Source organism: Synechococcus sp. R6-10 (assembly GCF_047461815.1).
Taxonomy (GTDB): Bacteria; Cyanobacteriota; Cyanobacteriia; order Thermostichales; family Thermostichaceae; genus Thermostichus.
Genome location: NZ_JANSHW010000493.1, coordinates 1 through 2,235 on the forward strand (window position 1 = coordinate 1; position 2,235 = coordinate 2,235).

The 2,235-nt window shown below is 59.8% G+C and carries 3 protein-coding genes; 1 reads left to right on the plus strand and 2 read right to left on the minus strand.

Annotated elements, in window-relative coordinates:
- Positions 1-154: 154 nt before the first annotated feature.
- On the plus strand, positions 155-964 hold the full coding sequence (locus tag NW837_RS12670; protein ID WP_414331994.1) for a DUF3598 family protein: 810 nt from the start codon (positions 155-157) through the stop codon (positions 962-964).
- Here the strand turns inward: NW837_RS12670 and NW837_RS12675 are convergent.
- Positions 930-1,712 (minus strand): alpha/beta hydrolase, encoded by a 783-nt coding sequence (locus NW837_RS12675; protein WP_414331996.1) that lies wholly within the window; start codon positions 1,710-1,712, stop codon positions 930-932. The two genes, NW837_RS12670 and NW837_RS12675, sit on opposite strands and share 35 nt — an antisense overlap.
- 42 nt (positions 1,713-1,754) lie before the next feature.
- On the minus strand, positions 1,755-2,235 hold a 481-nt coding region (locus NW837_RS12680), incomplete at its 5' end, for a ZIP family metal transporter (protein ID WP_414331998.1).

Consider the following 2,235-nt stretch of genomic DNA (forward strand, 5'->3'; position numbering starts at 1 on the left):
CCGTTCGCGCCAGCGGGCCGGAGGCCGAAAGCCCGCCCTGTACTGCGAAGCAGTCAGGGTCGGGTAGTTTACTAAAATGCCACCTCGGAGCTTCTTCCCCATAGGTCTTGCTCTCCAGCGTTACGTCCTCACAATCTTAGCTTCACATTGCTTCATGAAAACCCAAAAACAATGTCTGGCTCTCCACCTGGGAGTGTGGCACGGCCTCTTCTCCAACTATCGACCCACCGCCGGCGGCTGGGAGCTGGGGGGCCAAAAGCGCAGCCTCATCACCTTTGAGGCCTTGGCTCCATACTCTTCTTCAGGAAGTCCGGCGGCAGGGAGCGCGATCCGCCAAACCAACGCCTACTACCCCCTACAGGGATCCCCCACTCCCGAAAGCTCCCAGAGCTGGGTCTACCAGGATTTCTCGCCGGGATTGCGCTTTTTCCCCGATGGATCTTTTTCCAATGGGCGGCTGCAGCTGGCGCCGTTTAGTGATTTTGCCGTCGAGCAGGGCTTTCTCTGGGGGGATCGCAAGGCGCGGCTGGTGCAACAGTGGGATGCCCAAGGTCGTCTGGTAGAGGTAACCGCGATCCTGGAGCGGCGCGGCCAAGCTTTGGATCCCGTTGCAGACTGTGCACCCCTGAGCAGAGAGCAGCTGAGAGCCTGCCTCCAGGGGAGATGGCGGGGGATCGCCCAGAGCTTTGCGGTTGCCGAGGGCCGGTTTGCCGAAACCGAGGTGGACTGCTCGGGGGCAGAGTGGTTGAGCAACTGGGATCCCTTGCCTGGGGGGCTGTGGATTGGCGGGCCGGATCCCTTGCCCATCCCTACCGCCCACCGGGATCGCAGCTTTTCGGTGAGCCTGAGCTGGTTTCCGCAGTCGGAAGACTGCCATTGTCTCTTGCGTTTGATCCGGGACTACGATGCCCGCGGTGCTTGGCAGCGGGTTACGCTGATCCGGGCGCAGAAGGATCCTGGTTGAGAAAGGCGCAAACCTGGTCAAACACCGTTTCCCGCTCCCCGTCCAAAGTGAGGATGTGGTCGGAGTGCTCCAGCCAAGACAAGATCTTCTCCTCGGATCCCAGCTCTTGATAAAGCCACGCTGCCTGTTCAGGATCCACTACTGTATCTTGGCGAGATTGCAGGATCAGAGTGGGAACCCGGATGCCGGCCACCTCTCCCTTGACCCGCTCGATCAGCTCCAGAGCGCTGCGCACCGCCGACAGATTAAAGCTGCGGAAATAGGCCGTTCTTTCTGCCAAGGCTCGAGCGTCCCCATCCCGAATCGGCAAGCTGAGGCGGGGCACCTCCTTCAATAGCCAACCCAGGCTGTTCAGGTACTGCTCAGGGCGAAAAAGATAGTACCAGCGGTGGCGAATGGCGAAAAATGGCGCCAGCAGCACCAATTTATGGATGGGATGGGCAAAAGCCAGGTGCAAAGCCAGCAGACAGCCGGTGGAAAAGCCCACCAAGGAAACGCGGGGATACTCCTGCTGCAAAGCCAGATAATGCTCCAAAGCCCGCCCGTACCACTCCGTCCAGCGGGAAGGGGGCATGCGATGGGCCGGGCGGTCATGGCCGGGATAGTTAAATCCCTGCACCGTCAGGCCAGCCGCCAACAGCCGCTCTGCCAGCCATTGCAACTCGTAAACACCGCCCCCCAATCCATGTAGCAGCAGACAGGCGTGTTCCCCTGCTCCTCGCCACAAAAAGGGTTCGTTACTCAACATAAAAAAATAAAACTCCGTTCCACTTCGCGACGGGATCCCTTGCTAGCCCAAGGTGATATCCAGCAACATCATCACCACAAACCCACTGATGACCCCAAAGGTGCCCTCCCGCTCCAACCCCTGCCGGTGCGACTCAGGGATGATCTCATCGGAAATGACAAACAACATCGCCCCCGCCGCAAAAGCCATGCCCCAAGGTAGTAGGGGCTGCGCCAGAGAGACCACCGTTGCTCCCAGGATCCCGCCGATGGGCTCCACCAGTCCGGTCAGCAGGGCGATGCCAAAAGCAAACCGCCGCGAATACCCTTGGCTTGCCAGCGACAAAGCCACCACCAGCCCCTCTGGAATGTTCTGCAAGCCGATCCCCAACGCCAACGCCAACCCATCGCCGACTTGGCCGGTAGCGAAACCCACTCCCACCGCCAGTCCTTCCGGGAAATTGTGCAGGGCAATGGCAATGATAAAAAGCCAAATCCGCTTCAAATGGGCGCGGTTCTCCCCTTCCACCCCTTTGAAAAAGTGC